Consider the following 8,199-nt stretch of genomic DNA (forward strand, 5'->3'; position numbering starts at 1 on the left):
GTTTTTGCCCTCCTGATAATTCATGTGGACTTTGTTTATGGAAAGAATGCATCTTTACCTTTTTTAATGAGTCTGAAACAATTTTTTTCATAACATTTTGATTTACACATTCATTTTCTAAATAAAAAGCTACATCTTCTTCTACTGTAAGACCAATAAATTGAGCGTCTTGATCTTGCAAAATTGTTCCTACCTGTTTACTTTGTTCAAAAATACTTCCTTTCCTCGGGTCTTTTCCGTCAATTAAAATAGTACCAATACTAGTCCCTTCATAAGAAAACGGGATTAGCCCATTAATACAATGAGCTAACGTTGACTTGCCTGAACCACTACGTCCAGCAATTAATACTTTTTCCCCAGGATATATATGAAACGTAATGTCTTTTACAGTAGGCTGCGCCGCATGCTCATATTGAAAGGTGAATTGTTCAAAAGAAATAATTGGTTGCATATTAACATCCCTACTTTTCAATTTTTAAATGTGTATGTTTCTTATTAGATTTAGCTAGACCTATTGTAATTGGCAATCCAAGAACTAAAAATACAATAACATCAGCAATTGTAGCTCCTAATACTTGTATAACAATTTTGTCAAACGGTTCTCCCATCACAATAATATCGAATGCACCAGCAAATATAATAGCAATGACAATACCAATTAATCCAATAATGGCTAAATAAGAAATATCTCCCTTATTATACGTCCCGTTTTTCACACTAAATCCAACTCTTTTTTGAATGATCCCCATTGCAAAACCGATAATGCCTGAACTAATAACCCATCCCCACCAAATACCCCATCCAGCGATTGTATCTGTTACGGTATGACCGATAAGTCCTATTAACAATCCTGCCACTGGACCGAATAACGCCCCAAAAACGGTTAAAATAGCTAATGCAGGTTTAATAAATGTATTTGGTGCAATAGAAAAGCCCCAAAGTCCTAATATGCCGTATAATGCTGCTCCAATTCCAATTGCTACTACTAACTTTGTTGATAATTTGTTCATTACAATTCCCCTCTCATATTAGTCAACTTTTATTACTCTATATTTATTTTGAAAATGAATTATGCATCGACACTCCCTTTCTATACAACAAAAAATGACCTCTTACATAAGAGGTCATTTTCTTTCACGTTCAAGAATCCTCTTATCTTCCAAAAAACACATCGTGTCTTCTGCGGAATTAGCACCTTCCTATAAATGTACATAGGGGTTGCTGAGGTTTCATAGGGCCGTTCCCTCCACCTCTCTGGATAAGTATTAATTTGTAATTCGTATTATGGCACTAAGAAGCAAGAATTTCAATACTTTTCTAATTATTTCTATTTTTTGTTGAACGGTACATTTAAATCATTGTATTCTTATCGGAATTGTGAAATAATGAATTAAAAATGATTACGGGAGGAATGTATGATGAAAGTAATCGGTTTAATTGGTGGGCTAAGTTGGGAATCTACATCGTTATACTATAAACATATTAATACACTTACACTCTCTCAATATGATCAAAATGCAAAGCTTGTTTTATATAGCATGGACTTTGGTGAGGTAACTACTTTATTACAAAATCATCAATATGAAGAAGTGAAAAATGAATTAGTCACAGTTGCAAAAAAGGTTGAGAAATCTGGGGCTGAATGTTTATTAATGTGTTCCAATACGGTTCATCTATTTGCTGAAGAAGTAGAAAATGCAATATCCATTCCACTTCTTCACATCGGTGATGTAAGTGCTAAAGAAATGGTAGACCAGAATATAAAGCGTATCGGACTATTAGGGACGAAACAAACGATGGAACAAGACTTCTACAAATCACGTCTAGCGAACTATAACATTGAGACAATCATTCCAAATGAAGAGGAAAGAAATTTTATTCATTATGTTATTTTAAATGAATTAAGTAAAGGAATTATTTTAGAATCATCAAAAGAAAAGCTATTACAAATTACAAAATCATTAATTCAAAATGGCGCAGAAGGTATACTGCTAGGCTGCACTGAAATACCATTGCTCATTTCCCAAAACGACCTTACTGTTCCTGTTTTTGATACCGCTTTTTTACATGCAAATACTGCTGTTCAGTTTGCAGGATAATCATATAAAAGCATAAAGGTAGAACCTCTATGCTTTTATATAGTCTACACTATTTATTTAAAAGAGATGTAATCACTGCAATTGCTTCTTTTGGACCACCACATTCTAAAAAACTATTATTCAGTTTTCGTATTCCATGCTTATACTTTTCATTTGAAAGAACATCTGATACCGCTTCTTTTAACGTTCGCACATTAACATGCTCTTTCAATAACCTATGGGCTGCTTCAAGTTCAGTTAATCTTTGCGCTATCATTGGCTGGTCTTTATCATGTGGAATAATGACAAAGGGGACTTTAAAATAAATAGCATCGTGCACACTATTCATACCGCCATGTGTAATAAAAATATCTGCTTCACTTAATACTTCTGTTTGGGGCACGTATGAAGCAATTATAAAATTGCCTGGCGCTTTCTTAATTTTAGAACGATCATTTCTATCACCAATTGCCATTACAACTAACCCATCAAAATCTGAGAAAGCATCGATACATGTATTAAAGAATGGTTCGAGCCCTTCAAGCAGTGTTCCCATTGAAATATAAATAACTTTCTTATCTTTAAGCGATTCAAGTGGAAATTCAACATTTGTTTTACGTTTTGAAATACTTGGCCCAATAAAAATGTTATTTTCTCTGAACGAATCACTATTAGGTTGGAAGTAACGACTTGTGTACACGAGAGTAATATCTCCTTTGTTATGCATAAATTGAAGATTATTTTTAGGCTTTACTCCAAATTCACGTTCTAATCGATATAGTAACTGTTCAGAAATTTCATCAGGGTGGAATGGCATTTCTGCATTTGGATGAAAAGGTAATGTCTCCAAAAATTCAGTAGGAATTAAAAATATAGGAGAAGAAACTATGCCTGGAATTTGTAAATACTCCTTTACTAACTCACCAGCGCCAAATATATCATAAATTACGAAATCAAAATGTATGTTTTCACATAATTGTTTCGTAATTTGTAAGATATATAAAGAAGTTTGAACATGTACACGAAAGAATGAACTCAGCCCATATGGAGTTTCAGAATCAATAGAAATTTCCTTTAATAAATCTGGATGGGTATATACAGTAGCTCCCAAATCTTCAATTCTGCCTTTAAAGTGTTCTGTTGTAATATAATGTACGTGATCACCCTGTTCAGTAAAAGCTTTAACTAAACTTAATGTAGGATTTACATGTCCCTCTGCTGGAAAATTAACCATTAAAATATTTAGCACTTATTTCTCACTCCTTACATATCAATGCTCTTATTGATCATACTGTAATTATTACCGTCAATCTTCACCTAATAGTCCTAATATACTTGCTACTTTAGATTGATAAATAATTGTCAGTTATTAAATTAAAAAAGGCATCTACATAAGTAGATGCCTAACCGTGATAAGGAGTGTTCTGTGAGGTTAGAATAAGCTTTTCAGCTTGTCCTATGCTATCAATATATGATTTATTTTATAAAACGTGAATAGTTGATAGAATAATTTTCCCTCTTAAACACCCATTTTGAACCTATTCCTAAATAAGACGACTCTAGTTTCTATATTATTTCATATGCTTTAATCTTCTTGAGAGCTATCTATTTTTGTAGTTTCTCCAGTCAATCGCTTATTTTTTAATTCAAAATAAGCATCTAAAACTTCTTTTCCAATATCAGAGTTAATACCAGATTTATCATTAATAACCCACGGCACAACTACAGAGAATGCTACTTCAGGATTATCATATGGCGCATATCCTGCTAAAGTTAAATTATAACATTCTCTTCGCTCACCTTTTTCATTTCTTCCAATATCACTTTCTCCACCATATACCGTCTGTGCTGTCCCTGTTTTACCTGCTGGTTTATATGATACTTTTTGGAACGCCCTTACTCCTGTTCCATCACCTTCTTGGAATACCCTTCTAAATCCTTCTTTTACTTGATTTATATATTCCTCTTTCATATCTATCTTATTTAAAACGATGGGTTCTACTGCATGCATCACTTTACCAATCTTATCTTTTTGCGACGTTTGCTCTCTTACCTCTTGAACAATTTGTGGCTTCATTCGATATCCACCGTTTGCAATTGTTGATATATATTGTACAAGTTGAAGCGGAGTATATGTGTCATACTGGCCAATTGAGTAGTCTAATAAGAAACCAGGTTGATTGTCCTTTTTACCAATTTGTCCAGCTGTTTCGTTTGGTAAATCGATACCCGTTGGAACACCTAATCCAAATTGCCTAAAATAATACCTCATTTTATCAAAGTACTCCTGTTTAATATTTAATGAACTATTTTTCACATAATCCACACCTGCAATTTTTAATGCTGTATGAAACATATAAACGTTTGAAGAGACTTGTAACGCTCTTAAATCATCAATATTACCAAACTCTTTCCAAGACTTTTTTTCCTTAGTACCTTTAAACTTCATAGGTGCATCATAAAAATATGTACCTGGATTTATAGCTTTCGCTTCAAATCCAGTTAAAACTGTCGCACCTTTAACTGTTGATCCAAGCTCATAAGAACTAGTCATTGTGCCTAATGCATAGTCTTCAACTTCTGTTTTCCCGTCTTTTTCTACAAGTCTTTTCCCAGCCATGGATAATACTTGTCCGTTTTTCGGATTCATCATCACAACAAAAGCACGGTCCAACATGGATTCTGACCCTTTATATGCCTTTAATATTTTTTCAATACTTTCTTCTACTTTTTTCTGCAGCTCCATATCTATTGTTAAAGTTAAATTCTTACCGCTCTTTCCCTCAGAAACGGTTTCCGTTCTCATTGTATTACCTTGTTTATCTGCAACGCTTCTTACTTCTTTTTTTGTACCATGAAGTACATCTTCATATTGCTGCTCGATATAACTTTTTCCAACCCTATCATTTCGGCTATAATCACGAACCAAGTAGTAATCTAATCGTTCACTCGGTAATCCTTCATCGGAATTAGAAACATTTCCAAGAACCGATCGGAATAATCCATCATTTACATACACTCTCTCCCAATCCACCGATACGTCTACACCTGGGAGATTCGCTAAACCTTCACTAATTATAGTAAATTCCTTTTCACTAACATCTTTTTTAATAACTTGAGGAGCCATTTGATAACCAGAAGTCATCTTACTTTTAATAGCTAACACTTTTATATCTTTCTCTGTTAATTCCTGAAGATTTTTATCTGTAACCCGTTTTCTTTTTAACTCTTCTATTTTTTTATCTAGCTTCTTGCCACTAATATCTTTTTCTCTAAATGTATCTATTTCTTTTTTCGATACTAGATTTTCAGCCAGTTTCGGATTTAATTGCATCCAAAAATCTTTCTTATCTGTCTCAGTTAACTTATCTATATCTTCTTGCGGCATTTCAATTATGTCTGCAAGTTGGTTTGCGGTTTTTAATATATCTTCTGACTTTACGCCTTTCATCTTTGTGTACGTGATTGTGCGTAAAGATTTATTATCAACAACTAGATTTCCTTCTCGATCAAATATTTTCCCACGTGGGACAGATAGGCTCACAGTTGCATTTTCTCTCTTTTCTACTTCATTTTTATAAGTCTCTCCATCGAAAATTTGCACTTTACCTAGTTGTATGATCATTGCAGAAAATAATAAAAATACAAAAAGAAATAAAATATTTAACCGCGTCGGTATTGCTCTACCACTTTTTTTCTCATGCTTTTTCACCTTGTCATAATCTCCTCCTTACAGAATTCTTAATAATAATTGAATCTATATATTAAAAGTAATGCACATTTTTTATACAGTACTTTGCACAACTATTAATATACTGATAAAAACTTAATAGAAATTAAAACAAAGGTTAAGAAAAGGTAAAGTTTACTAAATTAAATATAAAAATCCCCAATAACCGAAAGCTTAACTTTTGGTTATTGGGGATTTAGTAATTTAAGAGTTAATAATTGGACGTATTGATTCAAACCTATCATCATAATTTGATAGAGATTTTTCACTCTGAGCTTTCGGCAAGTAAATCGTTACTGTTGTCCCGACTCCAACTTCACTCATAATACTTATATTCCCTTGATGACTTTCAATGATTTTATAACTTAACATTAATCCGATACCGGTACCTTTTTCTTTCGTACTATAAAAAGGCTCACCTAATCTCTTAATTCTATCTTCAGGTATCCCTATTCCTTCATCAATTACATGAATAATGACACCTTCATCGTTTATCTCTTTAATATGAATTGTAATTTTCCCGCCATCTGGCATAGCTTCGATTGAATTTTGCAAAATATTAATAAACACTTGTTTCAATTGATTTTCTGAGCATTCAATGCTTATGTCTTTGGTGTCCGCATATAGTTCTACTTGAATATTCGTCATAATTGCTTTTGTATTTATTAACGATACGACATTATAATAAATTTGATAAATATTTTTTTGTTCTGTATTTATCTCATCTGTTTTAGCAATTGATAAAAACTCTTGAAGAATCGCTTCTATTCTTTCAATTTCAGAAAGCATTAAATCAAAATATTTTTCTTGATCTTCTTTATTAATTTGAAATAACTGTATAAACCCTTTAATGACAGTTAATGGGTTCCTCACTTCATGAGCCACACCAGCTGCTAATTGACCAATTGCTGCAAGTGTATCTGATTTATTTAGCAATTCTTCTGTCTTTTTCCGTTCTGTAATATCGCGTACAATGATCATAATTTTATCATGGAATAATGGTAAGCATCTAGCTTCAAAGAAATCCATACTTCCATTAATCGCAAGTGGATATTCAACAATTACATTCGTTCCTTTTTCCTTCACTTGATGAATTGCTTCTTGAAACTGCTGTGCTACTGGAGATGGTAATACTTCGAAAAACTTTTTTCCCATAAAAGCTTCTGCCGGTACGTAAAATTTTGAAGGGGATCCTGCTTTATAATCTATAATTGTGCCATCATCTTCTGTTAAGAAACATAAATCTGGTAAAGCCTTAAAAATTAATTCCAATTCAGAAGTTTGTTGTTTTAACTGCTTTTCTATCGCTTTTAAATGTGTAATATCTACTCCGACAGCCCAATAGCTATATCCTGTTACAGGAAACTGTTCTGATATATTGGACCACATGATTGTTTTGATTTCACCATTTTTACATGTTAACTGCATTTCCCAATCCCTGAAATTTTTTCCGCAATTTAAAAATTTCGTTTGTATTTGGTGACGATAATTATGATCTGGGTACAATAATTGTAGGGCATTTGGATTCCCTATTATTTCTTTAGCTGTATAACCTGTTACAATTTCACACTCCCGATTCCACAAAACAAAATCTCCATTATAATCAAGCGCATCAACCATAACAGGCATGTTTTGTAAAATCGTATGTAGTTCCTCCTCTTTTCGAGAAAGCAACGTTGTATTTTTACTTTGAAATACCTTTGTTGCTCCATCTATAATTAGATTTGAAAGCATTTCAAAGTATTTTTGACAATTGAAAATGTCACTTTTGTTTGACCATACTACAAAAGATCCTAAATGTTGATTGTATAAAAAAATGGGGATTTCAATTTTGGGAAGTTTACATATTTTCATCTCATTTATTCCAAAAGAAAATATACATTCTTTTTCAGCATCAAGAAGTTGATGTGATATGTTGGTTAATTTATAAAACTGTTCTGCCATGGTTTCTATTGTACTCACATCAATAAGTTCCATTAGCCGCGCATTCATTCCTTTTTCACCTCAATATGTAAAATTAATACAAATTCAAAATTTATACTTCTCCATTATACGTAGAATGTGCCTTTAGGTATATAGCTGCAGAATAATTATTCGAATAAATTTTATTTTTCAATTAAAATAGAGAAGAATTTGCGTATAAAATGAATCCTTAATCAGTACGTATTTTGTTCATCACATATTAATTCTGAATGTACGACCAACCTAAAACGGGTACTCATGCAGAAACCGGATTTTAATATCAGAGTCATACACATCGATTTTAGTAGTATAAAAACACAAAAAATATAAAGTTCATAAAATTTTCACAATTAATATGAAAAATATAAACATTTATTCCAATATATTCTATATAATAAAAAGTAATAAGGCTTCTATGAATCTCATAGA

Annotated in this window: 6 protein-coding genes and 1 riboswitch; of the genes, 1 reads left to right on the plus strand and 5 read right to left on the minus strand. The window is 32.3% G+C overall.

What is annotated here, in order from left to right:
- Together KI369_RS23985 and KI369_RS23990 are read right to left on the minus strand one after the other, a co-directional pair.
- On the minus strand, positions 1 to 451 hold a 451-nt coding region (locus tag KI369_RS23985), incomplete at its 3' end, for an ABC transporter ATP-binding protein (protein WP_212957695.1).
- Positions 452 to 461: 10 nt separating this feature from the next.
- Positions 462 to 1,010: an ECF-type riboflavin transporter substrate-binding protein gene (locus tag KI369_RS23990; protein WP_212957697.1), complete on the minus strand. Its 549-nt coding sequence runs from the start codon at positions 1,008 to 1,010 to the stop codon at positions 462 to 464.
- A 139-nt stretch (positions 1,011 to 1,149) separates the two neighbouring features.
- Positions 1,150 to 1,265: riboswitch (SAM riboswitch) on the minus strand.
- Positions 1,266 to 1,415: 150 nt separating this feature from the next.
- Here KI369_RS23990 and KI369_RS23995 point away from each other — a divergent pair.
- Positions 1,416 to 2,099: an aspartate/glutamate racemase family protein gene (locus KI369_RS23995; RefSeq protein WP_212957699.1), complete on the plus strand. Its 684-nt coding sequence runs from the start codon at positions 1,416 to 1,418 to the stop codon at positions 2,097 to 2,099.
- A gap of 49 nt (positions 2,100 to 2,148) precedes the next feature.
- On the opposite strand, the gene KI369_RS24000 is transcribed toward KI369_RS23995, so the two are convergent.
- The 3 genes from KI369_RS24000 to KI369_RS24010 form a co-directional block, all read right to left on the minus strand.
- Positions 2,149 to 3,327 (minus strand): macrolide family glycosyltransferase, encoded by a 1,179-nt coding sequence (locus tag KI369_RS24000; protein WP_212957701.1) that lies wholly within the window; start codon positions 3,325 to 3,327, stop codon positions 2,149 to 2,151.
- A gap of 336 nt (positions 3,328 to 3,663) precedes the next feature.
- Positions 3,664 to 5,790 (minus strand): peptidoglycan D,D-transpeptidase FtsI family protein, encoded by a 2,127-nt coding sequence (locus KI369_RS24005; RefSeq protein ID WP_212957702.1) that lies wholly within the window; start codon positions 5,788 to 5,790, stop codon positions 3,664 to 3,666.
- Positions 5,791 to 6,012: 222 nt separating this feature from the next.
- Entirely contained in the window at positions 6,013 to 7,800 is a 1,788-nt protein-coding gene (locus tag KI369_RS24010; RefSeq protein WP_212957704.1) for a PAS domain-containing sensor histidine kinase, read from the minus strand.
- Between the last annotated feature and the right edge of the window lie 399 nt (positions 7,801 to 8,199).

The organism is Bacillus sanguinis (genome assembly GCF_018332475.1).
Taxonomy (GTDB): domain Bacteria; phylum Bacillota; class Bacilli; order Bacillales; family Bacillaceae_G; genus Bacillus_A; species Bacillus_A sanguinis.

Bases quoted from the DNA above. Each gene is read 5' to 3' on its own strand.
- KI369_RS23995 (WP_212957699.1), top strand. From the start codon at position 1,416: ATGATGAAAGTAATCGGTTTAATTGGTGGGCTAAGTTGGGAATCTACA.
- KI369_RS23990 (WP_212957697.1), bottom strand. From the start codon at position 1,010: ATGAACAAATTATCAACAAAGTTAGTAGTAGCAATTGGAATTGGAGCA.
- KI369_RS24010 (WP_212957704.1), bottom strand. From the start codon at position 7,800: ATGAATGCGCGGCTAATGGAACTTATTGATGTGAGTACAATAGAAACC.